Origin of the sequence: Xanthobacter wiegelii, from assembly GCF_043193855.2 — a bacterium.
In the GTDB taxonomy this organism is placed as follows: domain Bacteria; phylum Pseudomonadota; class Alphaproteobacteria; order Rhizobiales; family Xanthobacteraceae; genus Xanthobacter; species Xanthobacter flavus_A.
Genome location: NZ_CM195529.1, coordinates 2201850 through 2221550 on the forward strand (window position 1 = coordinate 2201850; position 19701 = coordinate 2221550).

The 19701-nt window shown below is 64.3% G+C and carries 11 protein-coding genes, 1 pseudogene and 1 other annotated feature; of the genes and pseudogenes, 1 reads left to right on the plus strand and 11 read right to left on the minus strand.

What is annotated here, in order from left to right; genetic code table 11:
- Positions 1 to 52 precede the first annotated feature (52 nt).
- From V5F63_RS10180 to V5F63_RS10205, 6 genes and pseudogenes are all read right to left on the minus strand, one after another.
- Positions 53 to 1264, minus strand: a pseudogene (locus V5F63_RS10180) (IS3 family transposase); the annotation flags it as partial.
- Positions 872 to 988 (minus strand) — a sequence feature (AL1L pseudoknot). Its footprint overlaps the pseudogene before it by 117 nt.
- A gap of 365 nt (positions 1265 to 1629) precedes the next feature.
- On the minus strand, positions 1630 to 2862 hold the full coding sequence (locus V5F63_RS10185; protein WP_394102591.1) for a transposase: 1233 nt from the start codon (positions 2860 to 2862) through the stop codon (positions 1630 to 1632).
- Positions 2863 to 4079: 1217 nt separating this feature from the next.
- Positions 4080 to 4958 carry a 3-mercaptopyruvate sulfurtransferase gene (gene sseA / locus V5F63_RS10190; RefSeq protein ID WP_394102592.1) on the minus strand — a complete coding sequence of 293 codons (879 nt, stop codon included), beginning with the start codon at positions 4956 to 4958 and terminating at the stop codon, positions 4080 to 4082.
- 66 nt (positions 4959 to 5024) lie between these two features.
- Complete coding sequence (locus tag V5F63_RS10195; protein ID WP_394102593.1) at positions 5025 to 6053, minus strand: cysteine synthase A; 1029 nt, start codon at positions 6051 to 6053, stop codon at positions 5025 to 5027.
- Positions 6054 to 6175: 122 nt separating this feature from the next.
- On the minus strand, positions 6176 to 7651 hold the full coding sequence (locus V5F63_RS10200; protein WP_394102594.1) for a cryptochrome/photolyase family protein: 1476 nt from the start codon (positions 7649 to 7651) through the stop codon (positions 6176 to 6178).
- An 85-nt stretch (positions 7652 to 7736) separates the two neighbouring features.
- The gene (locus tag V5F63_RS10205) at positions 7737 to 9083 is read right to left on the minus strand and encodes an MFS transporter (protein ID WP_394028496.1); all 1347 of its coding nucleotides are present in this window, start codon (positions 9081 to 9083) and stop codon (positions 7737 to 7739) included.
- Positions 9084 to 9773: 690 nt separating this feature from the next.
- Here V5F63_RS10205 and V5F63_RS10210 point away from each other — a divergent pair.
- On the plus strand, positions 9774 to 13511 hold the full coding sequence (locus V5F63_RS10210) for a vitamin B12-dependent ribonucleotide reductase (RefSeq protein ID WP_394102595.1): 3738 nt from the start codon (positions 9774 to 9776) through the stop codon (positions 13509 to 13511).
- Between the two features lie 214 nt (positions 13512 to 13725).
- Here V5F63_RS10210 and V5F63_RS10215 read toward each other — a convergent pair whose 3' ends face one another.
- The 5 genes from V5F63_RS10215 to V5F63_RS10235 all read right to left on the minus strand — a co-directional run bounded on the left by V5F63_RS10215 (position 13726) and on the right by V5F63_RS10235 (position 19548).
- Positions 13726 to 14133 (minus strand): hypothetical protein, encoded by a 408-nt coding sequence (locus tag V5F63_RS10215; RefSeq protein WP_394102596.1) that lies wholly within the window; start codon positions 14131 to 14133, stop codon positions 13726 to 13728.
- A gap of 412 nt (positions 14134 to 14545) precedes the next feature.
- On the minus strand, positions 14546 to 15085 hold the full coding sequence (locus V5F63_RS10220; RefSeq protein WP_394102597.1) for a hypothetical protein: 540 nt from the start codon (positions 15083 to 15085) through the stop codon (positions 14546 to 14548).
- A gap of 158 nt (positions 15086 to 15243) precedes the next feature.
- Complete coding sequence (locus V5F63_RS10225) at positions 15244 to 15672, minus strand: Rieske (2Fe-2S) protein (protein ID WP_394102598.1); 429 nt, start codon at positions 15670 to 15672, stop codon at positions 15244 to 15246.
- A 133-nt stretch (positions 15673 to 15805) separates the two neighbouring features.
- Complete coding sequence (gene prfB, locus V5F63_RS10230) at positions 15806 to 16936, minus strand: peptide chain release factor 2 (RefSeq protein WP_209488930.1); 1131 nt, start codon at positions 16934 to 16936, stop codon at positions 15806 to 15808.
- A gap of 98 nt (positions 16937 to 17034) precedes the next feature.
- A complete protein-coding gene (locus V5F63_RS10235) occupies positions 17035 to 19548 on the minus strand; it encodes an EAL domain-containing protein (protein WP_394102599.1) in 2514 nt (837 codons plus the stop codon).
- Positions 19549 to 19701: the final 153 nt, after the last annotated feature.

Below are 19701 nucleotides of genomic sequence, written 5' to 3' on the forward strand. Positions count from 1 at the left end.
GCGGCGCCCGTGAACCGCCCCGGGTTTGCCGGAGGCTGTTTGGTGTGAACCACGCCGCCCGTTTCTGCTCGTCGAGCATGGCGTAGTAGCGTTCCTCGGCTTCGGCCGGCGGGATGTTGCCGATGGGCTCCAGCAGCCGGCGATGGTTGAACCAATCGACCCAGGCCAGCGTCGCGAACTCGACGGCCTCGAAGGATCGCCAGAGCCCCCGCCGATGGATGACCTCGTCCTTGTAGAGGCCATTGATCGTCTCGGCGAGAGCGTTGTCGTAGCTGTCACCCACGCTGCCGACGGAGGGCTCAATGCCGGCTTCCGCCAGGCGCTCGGTGTAGCGGATGCTCACGTATTGCGAGCCGCGGTCACTATGGCGCACGAGGCCGCCGCGATGAACGGGCCGTCGCTCATGCAGGGCCTGCTCCAGCGCATCCAGCACGAAGCTGGCATGGGTCACCCGCCAGCCTACGATGCGGCGGGCATAGGCATCGATCACGAAGGCCACGTAGACGAAGCCCGACCAAGTGCTGACATAGGTGAAGTCCGACAGCCACAGCCTGTTCGGTGCCGGGGCATGGAAGACCCGGTTCACATGATCGAGCGGGCATGGCGCGGCCTTGTCCCGCATCGTGGTGCGGACCGGCTTGCCGCGGATCACGCCGGCGAGGCCCATGCCCTGCATCAGCCGCCCGATGGTACAGCGGGCGACATCGACCCCCTCCCGCACCATCTGCCGCCAGACCTTGCGTGCCCCGTACACCTCGAAGTTCTCGGCGAACACGCGCTCGATCTGGGGCCGCAAGGCCGCGTCCCGCCGCGCCCGTACCGAGCACTTCGAGGGATCAAGCCGCGGGGCGACATGCGCATGATAGGTCGATGGGGCGATCGGCAGGACCTTGCAGATCGGCTCGACCCCATACGCACCGCGATGATCGTCGATGAACGCGATCATGTCTTCGACAGGCGGTCGAGCTCCGCCAGCGCGAAATACGCCGACGCCTTGCGCAGGATCTCGTTTGTCTGCCGAAGCTCCCGGTTCTCACGCTCAAGCGCCTTCAGCTTCGCGGCCATGTCCGTCGACACGCTTGCCGGCATCCACCTCGGCCTTCTTCACCCACTCGTTCAGCGAGTGTCCCGAGCAGCCGATCTTCGCCGAGATCGACAGGATCGCCTGCCAGCGGGACGGATACTCATGCGCGTGATCCAGCACCAGCCGCACCGCCCGCTCGCGCACCTCGGAGGAGAACTTGTTCGTCGTCTTGCCCGTCATGGCTCCACCTTCTCAGGAGTTGGAGCCTCCGACAAACCCGGGGCGGTTCACACGTCACGGACACAATACAAGCCACAGGGGGCACCGTCCCCATCAGCTCGCAGACCTACGTGGTCCTGCTTCGAACGGAGAGAATAATTCGACATCTCGGGTTGAGTTGTCGGTATACAAACTTCCATTAATGGCCAGAGATCAAAATTATGTCGAAAATAGCAATAATACAACGAGCAAAACATTTATAAATGAAATAATTTTTATCATAAATAAATCACGGTCTATTCTATCCAAAATATTTTCATGTTTTTTGTAATTAATGATCTCAGGAATTGGATTCATTTCGAGATCTCACTTCATTCTCATGTTATTTAATGACTATTAATTGATGTAATATCATGTTCGGAATCGATTTGTATCGAACTTTCTTCTTCATGTTGGCGGGGACGAATACGTTGATCAATAGAGACTTGAGCATGGTCGCTCGCCGTATGTTGGATTTTTTCAACTATTGCTGCCAATGAGCCCAACTCTAATGTTACGCTGTCAGGAGGAATTCCTCCAGCAAGGCCAATCGAACTTTCATGGGCTTCTGTCGTCCGCTGCGGTCTAGCTTCTCGGGATTTTCGTGCTTTTCGAACTTCGGCGTGGCGTGACGGCTTGGTCCGACGTGCATTTTCCGCGATTAGAGGGACTTCCCAAGCAACGTGACGATCAAGAATTTGGTCGGAATCCTTCACCGTAGTCCTATTTCCATCCTCGTCTATCAGCACCAGATCTGGCCCGTGCAGGCGGTGAATGGCCGCCACAACCTTTTGCCATAGCCCCGAATTCTTCCACCTCTTAAGCCTGTTATAGGCGGTCTTGAAGCTTCCAAACTGATCGGGCAACGAGCGCCAGGAGCGTCCTGAACGAAATCGCCAAAGGACGGCGTCAAAGACGAGTCGATCATCAATTCGGGCGACGCCTCTAGATTTTCGCGGTAGCATCGAGTCGATTAGCGTCCACTCGATATCCGACAAGGCGATAAGTTTTGAGTCGTTATCTGGTCTAGAAATACAATTTGATGAAATTATAGTATCCGTCGAAATGTTGCATAGTAGAACGTATCTCAAATCTTCGCCGCTAAGCGGAAAAGTAAGTTTTTTTTCCTCCATAAAATGCATCATATCACGATTTCTGTCAATAGAAAACGAGTCTGATGATGCCATTCGTCGATCTGAAAAATCCGAAAATCTCTTAAGTCTGTGAATTAATATAAGTGAAATGATATAATGTTCGCTTTGGTTGGGGTAAAATCCTTTAAAATAGCAATTTTCAATTCCAACATCGCCAATTAGTTTGCCCCTTTCGGAATCAGTCATGTTTCTGATTGACGACTCTATGTTTGACCACATTTCGAGCATTTGACATGTTTCAAGTACAACTTCTGGAATGTGGTGATTTTGTTCATCAATATCAGTTAAAAAATCTAACGCCCATAGCTGATCGTATGCGATGGCATCCCGAACAGCTAATGGATCAATCGAAAATTCGCCATTCAATGCAATCTGTGTTTCGGCAAGCATTGTAAGTATAAGTCTCTCGGCCGGGGACAATTTCATGATTATTTCCTGCTTGCGCGACGCTCCGCTCAGTGAACAGATGCGATCGCCGTATCCGGTCGTGACACTGCTTGTCTGCGAGCCTCATAAGGCACGCTGTTCGCATTAATGTCAATGGGTGTCCTCATAATCGAACCTTTTCAGACTGGCTTCGCTGCGGCGGTAATGACCTATAAGTAGATGAAAAATCGAACTTAAGCGGCTTTCTGTTGCACTTGCGGACCAGCCATGCCTACTGCGGCGCACATTTAACGGGACACTTGCAAGCGTCTCATTAGCTTTATGTCAGCTCCAAAAAAACCCCCAACGGGTGTGTTGCGGTGCTATGATAGTGTAGCTCTTGTTCTGGGTGGTACCCGAATGCTGCAATGGAGGGGTGACATGCCGGCGTTCGGCACGAGCATGTCATTTCATGACTCGCCAGTTGTCGACATAAACCGATCGCATTGGCCCGGAACGCCCTTTCGCTTGGGGGCTGGCGGACCCTGGATCGTTCGCTTGATTGTTGTAACGGTGGACTATCGAACGCTGCCGGGCACTTTGCCGACAAGCTTCGGCAAGCCTGCCGTCCACTAGGGTGCTGACTCGTGTCATTCTGGCGAGCTCGACCGGCGTCTGTGCTCTTGCCCGCGTGGGTCAAAAAAGGTGGACCAGGAGTTGGGCAATCTCGGTGCTGGTCCTTGGAGAGTTTGTCTCCTTATCCTGACCGCTCCCTCGCTGATCGTCTCCGCCCCGTTTCTGCTCGGAGCACTACGATCTGATAGACGGTGCGTTGGGGTGGAGCGGGAGACATTGCTCAGCTGTAACGTCAGCGACTTGTTGTGCGAGACAGGTGCCGCACATTTTTTCGCGCTCGTTGCTGGACCTCCGCTCAGTGACGCAGACAGGGGTGATCAATCCCCGTTTGCGACCGGAACACAGGGCGGCCGTGGCCGGGCGAGCCTTGAGAAGAAAACAGAAAGGCGGCAAAGGCGCGAGCCGGAGGGTCTTTTACCGTGCGTCTCACTCACGCGGAACCGTGAACGCACTATGATTCAACACTCCAACAGGCTGTTGAATTCCCTTAAAATGCAGATTGTCCGGCATGATCCTGGAGATCATCTCGATCTGGTATATTGGGGCACGACGTCGAGAGTCTGGCAACCTTGCGGGACGTTGCCGGCATTTGAATGATAGTCGTCCTGAAAGCTCGAGCGAACTTTGGCGCCAATGCTTGATCAGCTTTCGCGGACGGCGATTGCCTTGCCGCTGGCGCCCCATTCCGTCCACGAGCCGTCGTACAGTGCGAGGGGGCGCGCGCCGATCATCTCCAGCGCCACCCAGAGGATGGCCGCGGAGACGCCGGAGCCGCAGGTGGTGATGACGGGGCGCGACAGGTCGAGCCCGGACGCTACAATCGCTTTGCGCAGCTCGTCCGGCGGCAGCAGGCGGCCGTCTTGGACGAGGCCGCCATGAGGAAGGTTGAGGCTGCCGGGCATGTGGCCGGAGGGAAGCCCCTCGCGCGGCTCGGGCGCCTCGCCGTGGAAGCGGGCGGCCTGGCGGGCGTCCAGCACCTGCGCGGAGCCGGTCTTGAGCGCCTGTTCCACGCGATCGATATCGGCGACTTGGGAATGGTCGAAGCGTGGCGTGAATCTCGCCGGCAGGCGGCGTACAGGTCCGTCTTCGAGCGGACGGTCCTCGGCCTTCCACCTGGGCAGGCCGCCATCCAGCAGCTTCACGTCGCGCGCGCCGAAAGTCTGGAATGTCCACCACACGCGCGGGGCCGAGAACAGGCCGAGTGAATCATAGACCACGATGCGCTGGCCATCGCCGATGCCCAGCGCGCCCACGGCTATCGCGAAGCTGTGCGCGTCCGGCAGCATGTGGGGCAGGGGGGTGGAGTGGTCGGCGATCGTGTCGATGTCGAAATGCACCGCGCCGGGAATATGCTCGGCGAGATATTCGGTCGCGCCGCTGCGGCCCGAGCCCGGCATGTGCCACGAGGCATCCACCACCACAAGGTCCGGCGCGCCGAGATTGGCGGCGAGCCATTCCGTGGAGACGAAGGGGCTCTCGGGGGTATCCACCGGCTGGGTCGTCTCGGAGGCAGTGGTCATGTCGATCTCGCGCACTGTCGGGCGGGGCGCGGTTTCCTCGGCCGGATCGCGCCCCGCGTCAAGCGGTCAGACCAGAACGTTCGGCACCTCGGCCTTGCGCTCCAGCCATGCCGGCACCGGCAGGTTTTTGGAGCGCAGGAATTCCGGATTGAACAGCTTCGATTGGTAGCGCGTGCCGTAGTCGCACAGGATGGTCACAATGGTGTGGCCCGGCCCCAGCTCCTTCGCGAGGCGGATGGCGCCGGCGACGTTCACGCCCGAGGAGCCGCCGAGGCATAGGCCCTCGTGCTCCAGGAGGTCGAACACGATGGGCAGCGCCTCCTCGTCCGGGATCTGGAAGGCCGCATCCACCGGCGCATCCACGAGGTTCGCGGTGATGCGCCCCTGCCCGATGCCCTCGGTGATGGAGGAGCCCTCCGCCTTCAGTTCGCCGGTCGTGTAATAGGAATAGAGCGCCGCGCCCATGGGGTCGGCGAGGCCGATCTTGATGTCCTTGTTGCGGGCCTTCAGCGCCATGCCGATGCCGGCCAGCGTGCCGCCGGTGCCCACGGCGCAGATGAAGCCGTCCACCTTGCCCTGGGTCTGCTCCCAGATTTCCGGGCCGGTGGTGTCGATATGGGCTTGGCGGTTCGCCACGTTGTCGAACTGGTTGGCCCAGATGGCACCGTTGGGCTCGGTCTTGGCCAGGGCCTCGGCGAGGCGGCCGGAGACCTTCACGTAATTGTTCGGGTTGGCATAGGCCACGGCCGGGACTTCCACCAGCGTCGCGCCGGCGAGCCGCAGCATGTCCTTCTTCTCTTGGGACTGGGTCTCAGGGATCACGATCACGGTGCGGAAGCCCAGCGGCGCTGCCACCAGCGCGAGCCCGATGCCGGTATTGCCGGCGGTGCCCTCGACGATGACGCCGCCGGGCTTTAGCTCGCCCCGCGCCACTGCGTCCTGGATGATGCCGAGCGCCGCGCGGTCCTTCACCGACTGGCCGGGATTGAGGAACTCCGCCTTGCCGAGGATTTCGCAGCCGGTCTCTTCGGAGGCGCGCTTCAGACGGATAAGAGGTGTGTTTCCAATGGTGTCCACAAGGCCGCTACGGATCATGGAACGAATACCTTCATCGCAATGTGAAATTTAATCGGCCTTATGCTGCCTCGGCTTTTCTCCGACCTCAATAGCGGCGTTGGAAGCCCGGCGCAAACCGATCGGTTGCGCCGGGAACGGTTTCAGCGCGCCGCCGCGTGGGCCTCGGCAGGGGCTGCCTTGCGCACATGTTCGAAGGCGCGCAGGGCGCGGTCCCGGGCGGCGGCGTGGTCCACGAGGGGCTTGGGGTAAGTGTGGCCGAGCCTGATGCCGGCGGCGGCGAGGGTGTCCTGGGGGGCGGTCCACGGCTGGTGGATGAGCTTGGCCGGCAGGCGCTTCAGCTCCGGCACGAAGGTGTGCACATAGGTGCCTTCGGGGTCGAACTTCTCGCCCTGCGTCACCGGATTGAAGATGCGGAAATAGGGCGCGGCATCGAGGCCGGAGCCGGCGACCCACTGCCAGGAGGCGGCGTTGTTGGCCGCGTCGGCATCCACCAGCGTGTCCCAGAACCAGTCCTCGCCCCCGCGCCAATCAATGAGCAGGTGCTTGGCGAGGAAGGAGGCCACCACCATCCGCACCCGGTTGTGCATCCAGCCCGTCTGCCAGAGCTGGCGCATGCCCGCATCCACCAGCGGATAGCCGGTGAGGCCGCGCCGCCACGCCTTCAGTTCGCCGGAGCACTCGCGCCACGGGAAGGCATCGAAGTTCGGCTGGATGTTGCGCTGGGCGATGTCCGGCTCCTCGGCGAGGAGGTGATAGGAAAATTCGCGCCAGTAGAGTTCCGCCTCGAACTTCGCGGCGTCGCTCCCCGGCACCTCGCCCGCATCCACCGCATGACGCACGGCGAAGAGGAGCTGGCGGGGGGAAATCTCGCCGAACCTGAGATGGGGGGACAGGCGGGAGACGTGATCGAGGTCCGGCCGGTCGCGGCCCGTGGCGTAGCCTTTCAGGCCGTCGTCGATGAAGGCGGAAAGCCGCTGCCGCGCCGCCGCCTCGCCCACGTTCCATGCGGCACGGAGCCCGCCGGCCCAGTCCGGCTTTTCGGGCTCCAGCGCGAAGCTCTCCAGCGTGTCGCCCTCCGGCGCACGGGCCACGCCCTTGAGATGCTTCGGAGCGGGTAGGGGCGGGGAGAGATCGCGCTCGCGCAGGGCCGCGCGGTGGAAGGAGGAGAAGGTGCGCGGCATGCGCCCCGATCCGCCCAGCACCGTTCCCGGCGGGTGGAGCAGGTGGGCGCAGAAGCGCAGCACACGCCGATCCTCGGCGTTGAGCCGGGAGGTGATGGCCCGGTCCAGCTTGCCCTCGGCCTCGCCCGGCCGATCATTGAACGCGACCGTGGCCGCGCCCAGCGCAGAGGCCACCTCCGGAACGATGCGGGTGGCCGGACCCTGTCGCAGGATCAACGGAATGCCGTGATGGGAGAGGTCTGCCTTGAGCGTCCTTAGCGATTGGGCGAGCCACCAGCGGGACGCGCCGCCGAGCGGGCGGATGTGGGGGCTATCCTCGTCGAGGACATAGAGCGCGGCGATGGGGGCGCCGGTTTCCGCGAGGGCGTTCAGCGCCGGGTTATCGGCCAGGCGCAGATCGTCGCGGAACCACAGGAGGGATGGAGCGGCTGTCATGACGCACCTTCCTACGCGGACGGGACGAGGGAGGTTCACTCCCTTTTCCCGTCCGGCGCAAGGGGCGCGTTGTTGTTGGGGCGCGTCAGTGGTCCATGTTCACGTCGCGGGTTTCCTTGCCGATCACCAGTGCCGCGAGCGTGAGCAGCGCCATGACGGACAGATAGATGCCCACCCAGAACGGGCTGCCGCCGCCATAGCTCCACAGCGCCACCGCGATGAACGGGGCCACCGCCGCACCGAGGATGGACGAGACGTTGTAGGAAATGCCCGAGCCCGTGTAGCGCACGTTGGCGGGGAACAGCTCCGGCAGCAGCGCGCCCATGGGCCCGAAAGTGAGACCCATCAGCGTGAAGCCGATGACGAGCCACGCCATCACACCCACTGGCCCGGCGGAGAGGATCGGCACCCACAAGAGGCCGAACAGGACGATGGCGGCCGTGATGCCGATGAGCGTGCGGCGGCGGCCCCAGCGGTCGGCCCAGGGGCCGGACACGAGGGTGAAGATGCCGAAGAACACCACGCCGCCGATCATCATCAGAACGAAGGTGCGATAGTCATAGCCGAGCCCTGGCACCGCCGCCGTGGTCGGGGCGCGGCCGTAGCTCAGGGAGAAGGTGGTCATCAGATAGAACAGCACGTAGGTCGCGAGCATGTAGAAGGTGCCAAGGATCAGCTCGCGCCAGTGCGTCTTGAACGCCGCGGCCAGCGGCAGCTTCTGGATGCGGCCATGCTCGACCGCCTTGGCGAAGGCTGGGCTCTCCACCAGCGAGATGCGCACCCACAGGCCGACGATCACCATCACCGCCGAGAACAGGAAGGGCAGGCGCCAGCCCCAGGAGAGGAAGGCGTCGGACGGGCGGGACGGATCTTCCGACGGCATCAGCGCCGCGATGGCGAGGAACAGGCCGTTGGCGATGATGAAGCCGATGGGCGCGCCAAGCTGCGGGAAGGTGCCGTAGACGGCGCGCTTGCCGGCCGGCGCATTCTCGGTGGCGACCAGCGCCGCGCCGCTCCATTCGCCGCCGAGCGCGAAGCCCTGGGCGAGGCGCAGGATGACCAGCAGCAGGGGAGCGAACCAGCCGGCCGTCTGGAAGGTGGGCAGCAGGCCGATGAGGAAGGTGGCGATGCCCATGGTGAGCAGCGCGCCCACCAGCGTGATCTTGCGGCCCTTCTTGTCGCCGAGGTGGCCGAAGAAGATGGCGCCGAGCGGCCGCGCCACCATGGCCGCGCCGAAGATGGCGAACGAGGCGAGGAGCGCCGTGGTGTCGTTGCCGGCCGGGAAGAACAGGTGCGGGAACACCAGCACCGCCGCCGTGGCATAGACATAGAAGTCGTAGAACTCGATGGTGGTGCCGACCAGGCTCGCGAGGATGACGCGCGAGCGGGGATTGACGGCGGGCGCCGCATCGGCGGCGAAGGTCGTGGACATGGGGTACTTTCCAACTGCGCCCCGGGGCGCGGGCCGGGAGCCGCTTGGCGTCGGCTGCGGGGTCCGGCAATTTTATGTCGCGGCTGGATGGGGCAGTGAGCCAACGGCGCGAACGGTTGCCGCCAGTTGATAGATTGTTGCGCGCTATATGACCAGACGGTCTCTATCGCCCTGAGACAAGCCCGCTATGTGGCGGGCGCATACGTCCGGTGTCGCCCTATCCCCTCGGTTGCAGCCCACGCGGATCTCGAACGTGACAATGGGATGGCAAATTTTTGGACAAGCTGTGGATGACGGGCATGCCGGAAAAAATGCGGACTGGCGCGGCCCGATCGACCCGGCGCCGGCCGCGACGCCCCGGCACTACATTGAAATTAAGCGTTTCCTCACCATATGAGACCCAACATCTTGTGCCCTGCGGGTCGATGGAGCACCATTGGTCGTAGTTCGAGGGCACTTCGGGCCACTCTGAGGTGCGTTGACGGACGGCGCGGACTCACACTAGCGTCACGCCTATCAACGACCCACGCCTCGCGTAGCTTATGCGGCATGGGCACCTCACCAGAACCCGAAGTCGGCAGTCCTTGCAAAGGGACGGCGCGCTGCGCCGTACCTGACGGGAAGCTGTCCGCCATATTCGTCCTGTAGACTGATCGGCCCAAGCGAGGCCGAGCCGAAGGAGCACCGGTCATGCGCGTTGAACGCCGCTACACGCAAGAGGGTCGTTCCCCTTACGCGGACATTCCGTTCCGCGAGACCGTGAGCGAGATCAGGAACCCCGACGGCTCGGTGGTCTTCCGCCAGGAGGGCATCGAGGTTCCGGCCCAGTTCTCGCAGGTGGCCTCCGACATTCTGGCGCAGAAATATTTCCGCAAGGCCGGCGTGCCCGCGCGCCTGAAGAAGGTGGAGGAGAATTCCGTCCCCTCCTTCCTGTGGCGTTCCGTAGCCGACCACGAGGCGCTTGCGGGCCTGCCCGAGAAGGAGCGCCTGATCGGCGAGACCTCGGCCAAGCAGGTGTTCGACCGTCTCGCCGGCACCTGGACCTATTGGGGCTGGAAGGGCGGCTATTTCGACAGCGAGGCCGATGCGCAGGCCTTCTTCGACGAGCATTGCTACATGCTCGCCATGCAGATGGCCGCACCCAACTCGCCGCAGTGGTTCAACACCGGCTTGTTCTGGGCCTACGGCATCGATGGGCCGGGGCAGGGCCACTATTATGTGGACTACCAGACCGGCGAGCTGACGGCCTCCACCTCGGCCTATGAGCATCCCCAGCCGCATGCCTGCTTCATCCAGTCCGTCAGCGACGATCTGGTGAGCGACGGCGGCATCATGGACCTGTGGGTGCGTGAGGCGCGCCTGTTCAAGTACGGCTCAGGCACCGGCTCCAACTTCTCCGCGCTGCGCGGCGAGGGCGAGAAGCTCTCCGGCGGCGGCCGGTCGTCCGGTCTCATGAGCTTCCTCAAGATCGGCGACCGGGCTGCGGGCGCCATCAAGTCCGGCGGCACCACCCGCCGCGCCGCCAAGATGGTGGTGGTCGATGCCGACCACCCGGACATCGAGGCCTATGTGGACTGGAAGGTGATCGAGGAGCAGAAGGTCGCCTCCCTCGTCACCGGCTCCAAGCTCAATGCCAAGCACCTCAAGGCCGTGCTCAAGGCCTGCGTGAACTGCGAAGGCAACGGCGACGACTGCTTCGATCCGGAGAAGAACCCGGCCCTCAAGCGCGAGATCAAGGCCGCCCGCAAGGCGTCGGTGGCCGATGCCGCCATCCGCCGGGTGATCCAGTATGCCCGCCAGGGCTACAAGGACATCGACGTCGCCATCTACGACACCGATTGGGACGGCGAGGCCTACATCACCGTCGCCGGCCAGAACTCCAACAATTCCGTTCGCGTCACCGACGACTTCCTGCGCGCGGTCGAGGCCGACGAGGACTGGAACCTCATCCGCCGCACCGACGGCAAGGTGGCGAAGACCGTCAAGGCCCGCGACCTGTGGGAGAAGATCGGCTCGGCCGCGTGGCACTGCGCCGACCCCGGCATCCAGTTCCACACCGCGGTGAACGACTGGCACACCTGCCCGGCGGCCGGCGAGATCCGCGCCTCCAACCCGTGCTCGGAATACATGTTCCTCGACGACACGGCCTGCAATCTCGCCTCGCTGAACCTGCTGCAGTTCCGCGACGCGGAGAAGCGGTTCGACGTGGACAGCTACGAGCACGCGGTGCGGCTGTGGACCGTGGTGCTGGAAATCTCCGTGCTGATGGCGCAGTTCCCCTCGCGCCGCATCGCCGAGCTGTCCTACGAATACCGCACGCTGGGCCTCGGCTACGCCAACATCGGCGGCCTGCTCATGTCGAGCGGCATTCCCTATGACTCGGCCCAGGGCCGCGCCATCTGCGGTGCGCTCTCCGCCATCATGACCGGCGTCTGCTACGCCACCTCCGCCGAGATGGCGAAGGAGCTGGGCACGTTCGCGGCCTATTCGGCCAATGCCCAGTCCATGCTGCGGGTGATCCGCAACCACCGCCGCGCCGCCCATGGCATCGCCGAGGGCTATGAGGGCCTGTCCATCGCCCCGGTGCCGCTCGATCACCTCTCCTGCACGGACACCCGCCTCGTCGCCCGCGCCACCGCGGCCTGGGACAAGGCGCTGGAGCTGGGCGAGAAGTACGGCTACCGCAACGCCCAGGTCTCGGTGATCGCCCCCACCGGCACCATCGGCCTGGTGATGGATTGCGACACCACCGGCATCGAGCCCGACTTCGCGCTGGTGAAGTTCAAGAAGCTGGCTGGCGGCGGCTACTTCAAGATCATCAACCGCGCCGTGCCCGAGGCGCTGCGGACCCTCGGCTACAAGGAAGCCGAGATCGCGGAGATCGAGGCCTATGCGGTGGGCCACGGCTCGCTCGCCAACGCGCCGGCCATCAACCATGGCTCGCTGCGCGCCAAGGGCTTCGATGACGCGGCCATCGCCAAGGCCGAGGCCGCGGTGAAGACGGCGTTCGACATCAAGTTCGCCTTCAACCGCTGGACGTTCGGCGAGGAGTTCCTCGCCAGCGCCCTGAAGGTGCCGGCCGCCCAGCTCGCCGACCCGAAGTTCGACCTGCTCGCCTTCCTCGGCTTCTCCAAGGCTGACATCGACGCCGCGAATGTGCACGTCTGCGGGGCGATGACGCTGGAAGGCGCGCCTTTCCTCAAGCCGCAGCACCTGCCGGTGTTCGACTGCGCCTCCCCGTGCGGCCGCATCGGCAAGCGCTATCTGTCGGTGGAGAGCCACATCCGCATGATGGCGGCGGCGCAGCCCTTCATCACGGGCGCCATCTCCAAGACCATCAACATGCCCAACGACGCCAGCGTCGAGGATTGCAAGGCGGCCTACCTGCTGTCCTGGCGCCTGGCGCTGAAGGCGAACGCGCTCTATCGCGACGGCTCCAAGCTCTCCCAGCCGCTCAACGCCCAGCTGGTGGCGGACGAGGAGGACGAGGACGACGCGCTCGAGGCCGTGCTCGCCCAGCCCAACGCGGCCCGCACCGCGTCGGTCACCGAGAAGATCGTCGAGCGGGTGGTGGAGCGCATCGTCGAGCACCGCGTGCGCGAGCGCGAGAAGATGCCCGACCGCCGCAAGGGCTACACCCAGAAGGCGGTGGTGGGCGGCCACAAGGTTTACCTGCGCACCGGCGAATATGATGACGGCCGCCTCGGCGAGATCTTCATCGACATGCACAAGGAAGGCGCGGCGCTCCGCTCGCTGCTCAACAACTTCGCCATCGCCATCTCGCTCGGCCTCCAGTACGGCGTGCCGCTCGAGGAATATGTGGACGCCTTCACCTTCACCCGCTTCGAGCCCGCCGGCCCGGTGCAGGGCAACGACACCATCAAGTACGCCACCTCCATGCTGGACTACGTGTTCCGCGAACTGGCGGTGAGCTATCTCGGCCGCAACGATCTCGGCCACGTGGACCTCTCCGAGACCGGCTTCGATGCCCTCGGAAAGGGCGTGGACGAGGGCAAGGCGCCGACCAATCCGTCGGCCCGCATCGTCTCCAAGGGCCTCGTGCGCGGCAAGACGGTGAACCTGCTGGTGCCTCAGACGGTCTCCACCGAGCCGCGGTCCGGCACGGACAACGTGACCGTGCTGCGCGCCTCCGGCACCCAGACCCTGGGCGCAACCGCGCTCAAGGCGGACCCCGCCGAGCTGGCCGAAGCCACCCCCGAGGTGGGCGAGCTGGAAGCGGCGGTGGAGAGCCTGATGGAGAAGTCGCTCCCCTGGTCCGCCTCCGCCCGCAAGGCCGAGGCCCGCGCCGAGGCGAAGGCCAAGGGCTACGAGGGCGAAGCCTGCCCCGAGTGCATGAACTTCACCATGGTGCGCAACGGCACCTGCCTGAAGTGCGACACCTGCGGCGGGACCACCGGCTGCAGCTGAACGACTACCGCCCCGAGCTTGGCTCGGGGCGGTGTCCCGGAATTTCGCGCGGCACGCGATGCAGGGATGAAAAGAAAAGCGCTGGAGCACGCACTCCGACGCTTCTGCTTGCAACCTCAACGAAAGACCGATCGCGCCAGATTTCCAGTCGCGGACATGATCGTTGCCCGGGACCTTGGTCCCGGGCATTTTTCGTTCCGTCCCGAAACGGCTATCAGCGCCGGAACACCTGATTGGCGACCCGCACCGCCTGGTCGTTGGGCAGCGGCGAATCCTGGAAGGTCTCCAGCCGGATCTGCACGCGGTTGAAGCGCCCGCGCGGCGAGGTGTGAACGAACCGCTGGAAGGCGACGAGCCCGCCTTGCCCGATCACGTCGCCGCGGGCGAACGGTGTCCATGTTCCATCCGCGGCCTGGTAGCGGACCTTGAGGATCGCCTGGATCGGCTCGCGGAAATCGTCGGCGAACAGCGTTCCCCTGACGCCCACCCGGCCATCGGCCCCCCAGCAGATGATCGCCTTGCCCAGGGGGGCGCCGAACAGGTGCGGGAAGTCGCCGAAATCCGCGTTGTTGGTGTTGATGGAGATCTCCTGGACGCGCGCGACGTTCGATTGGGCGAACATGGTGCAGTCGCCCGCTCCGAAGGCGTGGGCCGCGCCGCCCGTAAACCCCGCAAGAGCCAAGCCGAGACCCGCCGCTGTCAGCAGTCTTGACGAAAAACGTCTCATCATTCCAACGCCCCTCAATAATCCGCCGGCATTTCGTGCGGATTTCCCAAGCGGAAGAAGGCTATGGGGCGGACTTCCCGGGCACAAGACAAAACAAGCGCACAGACATCCCTCGGAGGCGGGAGGTAAAGCGCGTCTCATCTAGCATGTTACCTCCCGCGTGTGCTTGATGATCCGGCTCACTTCCGCGGTGGAAGGGCGCATCGCGGCGGAGGATCGCGGCGGTGGGAGGCAGGGAAGAGGGGCAGACCAAGAGGGGCGGGGCAGACGGAGGCGGGGCAGCCCTCCGTCGCCGCAAAGCGCCCTGTCAGGCGGCGTTCTTGATGGCCAAACCGTCCGCGTAGGACACTTCCTTGTAGTTGGAGACTTCGTCGTACTTCAGCCCCACGTCGGCGAGGGCGTCGAGCTTGGCAGCGGTGTCGAATTTCTTGAGCTTCACCTTGTCCACGTAGAATGTGTCGATCAGCTCGTTGTAGACCGACGTTTCGTCGATGAAGATGGCGAAGATCTTCACGTCGCCGAAGCGGATCAGCAGGCGGTTGCCCTGCGGCAGGTCCGCGATATAGACGAAATACTTGCCCTCGCCATCAAGGGCGGCACCGAGGCTTTCCACCAGCTTGGGCAGGTCCTCGTAGCTGGTGATGGAGCCGGCGAGGAAGCCGATGGCGGGCTTGCCGTCTTCGCTGACCGAGAACACCTCCTTCAGCACCGTTTCCGGGCCGTCATAGGAAATCTCGCCGCGAAAGCCGAAGCGGCCGGCCACGTGGGTGTCGGCGTTCAGCGTCGGCTTCAGGAGCCGGCCCTCGGTGCTCAGCGTGGCAAAGGGCGTGTCAGCAACAGCGGTCATGAAAATGATCCTTGGGTGAGGTCGTGACGGGCGTGCCCCTATGGGCGTGCCCCGGAGAACCCCGTGTGCGCCGGCCATGCGTGGTCGGACCGGGCACGGGGCCCCGGTCTGCCGTGCCCTTTCGGACACGACCTCTGGTCCAGCGGAGGCGATGCGCCTCAATCGCCGGTAATCAATACCTCGGGCATCTCGTTGGGGTCCTCCACGTCCAGACCGTCCTCCTCGGCGAGGGGGACGTTGACGAGGCAGACGTCGCCGTCATCGACGATGATCTCTATGGGGGTGAGAGACTTGCCCTTGCATGGGCCGATGAAGCAGAGGCCGGTGTCGGGGTCGAACTTCGCCTGATGCCGCCCGCAGGCGAGGAAGTTGGCCTCGCGGTCCAGGAACTCGCCCGCATAGGCGTCGAGCCGCTTGCCCTCGTGCGGGCAGACGTTCTCATAAGCATGAAAGCTGTTGCCGCGCCGGAGGATGAAGATCGGCCACGCCGTCTTGTTGCCGTCCTCGTCGAGCCGCGCGAGCACGAAGCCGCGGGCGTCGCCATCCTGGATCTCGTAGGTGGCGCAGACGGCGAAGAGTTCGGTCATTACAACAAAGCTTCCGGTCCGGAGGGGCCGGGATGCTTGAAGCAAGAAACAGGCCGCCGGGATGGAGCCCGGAATGTCGGCTCTGCGACACGGCCGCCGGGCTCAGGCGGCCGTGGGACGTCTTCGCAGACGATCAGTCCACGTCGTCGACGCTCTCCGGGCCGCCACCATATGCGCGCTGGGCGAGGGCTGCCTGCATGAACGGGTCGAGGTCGCCGTCCAGCACTTCCTGCGGCGTGCCGGAGGTGACCCCGGTCCGCAGGTCCTTCACCAACTGGTAGGGCTGGAGCACGTAGGAGCGGATCTGGTGGCCCCAGCCGATGTCGGTCTTGGCCGCCTGTTCGGCCATGGCCTCCGCCTCGCGCTTCTTCAGCTCGAGATCGTAGAGCTTGGCGCGCAGCATGTTCCAGGCCGTGGCGCGGTTCTTGTGCTGGGAGCGGTCGCCCTCGCTCACCACGGCGATGCCGGTGGGAATGTGGGTGAGGCGCACCGCCGATTCCGTCTTGTTCACGTGCTGGCCGCCCGCGCCGCCGGAGCGCATGGTATCGACCCGCACATCGGCTTCCTTGATGTCCACCACGATGCGGTCGTCCACCACGGGATAGACATCCACCGAGGCGAAGGAGGTCTGCCGCCGCGCGTTGGAATCGAACGGGGAAATGCGCACGAGGCGGTGGACGCCGGCTTCGGTCTTCAGCCAGCCGTAGGCGTTGTGGCCCTTCACCTGGATGGTGGCGGACTTCAGGCCGGCCTGCTCGCCCTGGCTCTCGTCCATCAACTCCACCTTGAAGCCGTGGCGCTCGCACCAGCGGCGATACATGCGCAGGAGCATCTCCGCCCAGTCCTGGCTGTCGGTACCGCCCGCGCCGGCGTGGACTTCGAGATAAGTGTCGTTGGAATCGGCCTCGCCCGAGAGCAGGGCCTCCAGCTCGCGCCGGGCCAGTTCTGCCTTCAGACCGTCGAGGGCTCCGGCGGCCTCGGAAATCACGCCCTCGTCGCCTTCCGATTCCCCGAGATCGATCAGTTCGATGTTGTCGGCCAAGTCGCGCTCCACCCGGTCGATGGCGCCGAGGCCGTCCTCCAGGCTGGTGCGCTCCTGCATCAGCTTCTGCGCCCGCTCGGGATCGTCCCAGAGCTTGGGGTCTTCCACGATGGCGTTCAGCTCCGCGAGACGACGGCGCGAGCGATCCACGTCGAGGTGGGACCGCAACAGGTCGAGGGAGGCTTTGATCTCTTCGACTTTTGCGGCGAGTTCCGCGCGCATGGCTCATCTTTCTCCGGCTGAGGGCCGCGGAAAATAGCGGCGGGGCGCGCGGGTGTAAACGCCGGGCCGGCGGATGGGTGTGTGAGGGGCGGAAAGCTTCAGCCCGCGCGCCGCGCGGCGAGCCAGGAGCCGATGTCCGCGGCTTCGATCGGGCGGGCGAACAGGAAGCCTTGGGCCGCATGGCAGCCGAGGAATCGCAGCAGGTCGGCCTGCGCCCGCGTCTCCACGCCTTCCGCCACCACCGTCATGCCGAGGCTGTGGCCGATGCGGATCACCGCCGTCGCCAACGCCTGGGCGTTCTGGTCCTGCTCAAGGGAGAGCATGAAGGAGCGGTCGATCTTCAGCTCCGCGATGGGCAGGCGCGAGAGCGCGCTGAGGCTGGAATAGCCGGTGCCGAAATCGTCCATGGCGATCCGCACGCCGAGGGCCTCAATGGCCCGCGCGGTGGCGAACGAGTTCGGGTGCTGGTCCATCATCACCCGCTCGGTGATCTCGACCCTGAGGTCCGACGGCTTGAGGCTGTACTCGCGCAGCGCGCCCGAGATGAAACCCACGATATCGCCGCTGCGGAAGCTGAGCGGGGAGAGGTTGACCGAGATGTGCGGCACCTCCACCCCTTCCTCGCGCCAGGCGGCGATGCGCTGGCAGGACGCCTCCACCGCCCACTCGTCGATGCTTTCGATGAGCCCATATTCTTCGGCGAGCGGAATGAAGCGGGTGGCGGGGACATCGCCGTGGATCGGATCGGTCCAGCGGGCGAGCGCCTCGACGCCATGAAGCGCGCCGGAGGCGAGCAGCACCTGCGGCTGGTAGACAAGACGCAGGGCGCGATTCTCGATCGCCTCGCGCAGCGCCACCGAGAGCACCAGCCGGTCGAGCACCCGCCGGTTCAGCTCCTCGGTGAAGAAATGAAATTTGCCGCGCCCCTTGCGCTTCGCCTCGTGCAGGGCCGTATCGGCGTGCTTCAGCAGGGTTTCCGCATCCGCACCATGCTCGGGATAGAGTGCGATGCCGACCGAGGCGGACATGGTGAGATGCAGGGCCTGGGCGCTGATAGGCGCCGCCACATATTCCAGCAGCCGGCGGGCGATGCGCGCCGCTTCTTCGGCCGCGCAGTCGTGGACCGTAATGAGGAATTCGTCGCCGCCGGTGCGTCCCACCACATCGCCGGTGCGAAGCTGCGCCTTCAGCCGCCGCGCGACCTCCACCAGAAGCTGGTCGCCGGTGGAGTGGCCGAGTGTCTCGTTCACATCCTTGAAGTGGTCGATGTCCAGGTAGAGCACCGCGACCGGCTGCTCCAACGCGCGCGCCTCGGTCAGCAGTTCCTCGAGCACCGCGTGCAACTGGCGGCGGTTGGCGAGGCCGGTGAGCGAATCCACGTTCGCCAGCATCTCGATGCGCTTTTTGGCCTCGAACCGTTCCATGGCCAGCGCGCAGAGATCGGAACAGGACGAGACCACATTTTCCAGCCACGGCGTCGGGCCACGGCCCTTCGGAAAATAGAAGGCGAATGTCGCTGCCACCTTGCCGTCGCGCAGCTTCACGGGGACCGACCAGCAGCCGGTGATGCCGGCCGGGATGGGCAGGTCGCGGTGATCCTCCCACAGGGGGCTGCTGGCGATATCTTCCACCAGCACCGGGGTGCCCCGGAAGGCGGCCGTGCCGCAGCTGCCGGCGCGCGGACCTATGGCGATGCCCTCCAACGCGGCGGCGAATTCAGCCGGAAGGCTGGGCGCGGCCAGCACGGTCAGCCGGTCATCCGGGGTAATGCCCATGATGGAGCAGAGCACTTCCGGCGCGAGAAGATGCGCCTGTCGGCACAGGACATCCATGATGTCGGCCATGGGCGCATCGGCGGCAAGCGCGCTGAGCACCTGACGCTGAAGGTCCTCGACCAGCCTGGTGTGGGTAATGTCGGCGACGACGACGACAAGCTGTTCCAGATCTCCGGATTGGCGGTCCACGACCGGCGTGACGTTGGCCGACACCCAGACCTCCATTCCCGATTTGCCCTTCAGGGGAACGTCCTCCGAAAGGGCGACGCGGCGGTCCAAGGCGTCCTGGACGTGTTCCGCAAAATCAGCGTTCTCGAGCCGTCCGCAGAACAGCTCGGCCAGCGTAAGGCCCGCAGCGCCATCCGACCCTGCATCAAGCATGTCATGGAATGCCGGGTTACCGTAGATCACCTTGCCGTATGCGTCGGCGACGATCACGCCACGATCGGTCTTCTCGGCCACGGCGGTGAGCGCCGCGAGGCTCTTGTTGTGCGCCGCTCCGTTCAGCATCGGACGCACGAGGGCGACGTAGCAGGTCTCCCGCTTGTGCTGGGCGCGGGTGACGGAGACGATGCCCTCGACCCTTGAGCCATCATCCCGAACGATATCGAGGGCAAGCTCGATGGCCGGGACGACGTCCTTTCCCCGCGACGAAGCATGAGCGCCCGGGATCAGCTCGCCCACGTCGCGACCGATTGCCTCGGCCTGGCTCAATCCCCACAGCCGCTCGGCGTCCGTGTTGATGAAGGTCACGAGGTTGTTCTGGTCGAAGAAGACAACGGCCTCGCGGCCAAGGGCGCGGGCAGCTGCTGGGCGATCCGCCATTTTCCCGTCCATGGCTGAAACTCCCGGCTGGCTTGCCCCCGGCGTCAAGAGGACGCCACCTAGCTGACCACCCCCGAAAAATTCAGCTTACCCAGTGGCATGCTCTAATAGCTTACCTATCTCTGGCGGCTTGTACAGGAACGGTACGACAATGAGGTTAATCTG

Excerpts from the sequence above, each read along its gene's own strand:
- V5F63_RS10185 (WP_394102591.1), bottom strand. The coding sequence starts at position 2,862 with ATGAAATTGTCCCCGGCCGAGAGACTTATACTTACAATGCTTGCCGAA.
- sseA (WP_394102592.1), bottom strand. The coding sequence starts at position 4,958 with ATGACCACTGCCTCCGAGACGACCCAGCCGGTGGATACCCCCGAGAGC.
- V5F63_RS10195 (WP_394102593.1), bottom strand. The coding sequence starts at position 6,053 with ATGATCCGTAGCGGCCTTGTGGACACCATTGGAAACACACCTCTTATC.
- V5F63_RS10200 (WP_394102594.1), bottom strand. The coding sequence starts at position 7,651 with ATGACAGCCGCTCCATCCCTCCTGTGGTTCCGCGACGATCTGCGCCTG.
- V5F63_RS10205 (WP_394028496.1), bottom strand. The coding sequence starts at position 9,083 with ATGTCCACGACCTTCGCCGCCGATGCGGCGCCCGCCGTCAATCCCCGC.
- V5F63_RS10210 (WP_394102595.1), top strand. The coding sequence starts at position 9,774 with ATGCGCGTTGAACGCCGCTACACGCAAGAGGGTCGTTCCCCTTACGCG.
- V5F63_RS10215 (WP_394102596.1), bottom strand. The coding sequence starts at position 14,133 with ATGTTCGCCCAATCGAACGTCGCGCGCGTCCAGGAGATCTCCATCAAC.
- V5F63_RS10220 (WP_394102597.1), bottom strand. The coding sequence starts at position 15,085 with ATGACCGCTGTTGCTGACACGCCCTTTGCCACGCTGAGCACCGAGGGC.
- V5F63_RS10225 (WP_394102598.1), bottom strand. The coding sequence starts at position 15,672 with ATGACCGAACTCTTCGCCGTCTGCGCCACCTACGAGATCCAGGATGGC.
- prfB (WP_209488930.1), bottom strand. The coding sequence starts at position 16,936 with ATGCGCGCGGAACTCGCCGCAAAAGTCGAAGAGATCAAAGCCTCCCTC.
- V5F63_RS10235 (WP_394102599.1), bottom strand. The coding sequence starts at position 19,548 with ATGGACGGGAAAATGGCGGATCGCCCAGCAGCTGCCCGCGCCCTTGGC.